The organism is Zhouia amylolytica AD3, from assembly GCF_000511935.2.
In the GTDB taxonomy this organism is placed as follows: Bacteria; Bacteroidota; Bacteroidia; order Flavobacteriales; family Flavobacteriaceae; genus Zhouia; species Zhouia amylolytica.
This window is the reverse complement of record NZ_AYXY01000006.1, coordinates 1-529: the sequence shown is the minus strand read 5'-3', so window position 1 is coordinate 529 and position 529 is coordinate 1. Positions and strand designations below refer to the sequence as shown.

1 protein-coding gene is annotated in these 529 nt (G+C 46.9%); it reads left to right on the top strand.

The window, feature by feature from the left end; all coding sequences use genetic code 11:
- Positions 1-378: HYR-like domain-containing protein (locus P278_RS16565; protein ID WP_038262316.1), on the top strand; the 378-nt coding region annotated here is incomplete at its 5' end.
- Positions 379-529: the final 151 nt, after the last annotated feature.

The following is a 529-nucleotide window of genomic DNA, read 5'->3' as shown; positions in this document are numbered from 1 at the left end:
CCTACCTTTACTGCTCCGGATGACATCACCATTGAGTGTAATCAGGATGCTTCGGATCTTACACTAACCGGTGATGTAACTGATGAAGCCGATAACTGTGCAACAGGGCTTCAGGCTACCTTTACCGATGCCACTAATCCAGGGGCTTGTGCCAATGAATATACCATTATCCGTACATGGACCCTGACAGATGACTGTGATAACACCACTATCTTAGATCAAACGATCACTGTTCAAGACAACACTGCTCCTATTATCGATGCGACCAATTTAGATAACCTATCCATCGAATGTGATGGTTCGGGCAATAACGATGCCATTACCAACTGGCTGGCCAATAACGCAGGGCGACTGCCACTGATAACTGTGGCCAGGTAACATGGACTAACAATTATGGAGGTACGGTCTCTGATTGTGCCACTCCTATTGAGGTCATCTTTACCGCTACCGATGCTTGCGGTAATCAAGCGACTGTAACCGCTACCTATGCCATTACTGATAATACACCACCTACCATCACCACTCCTGC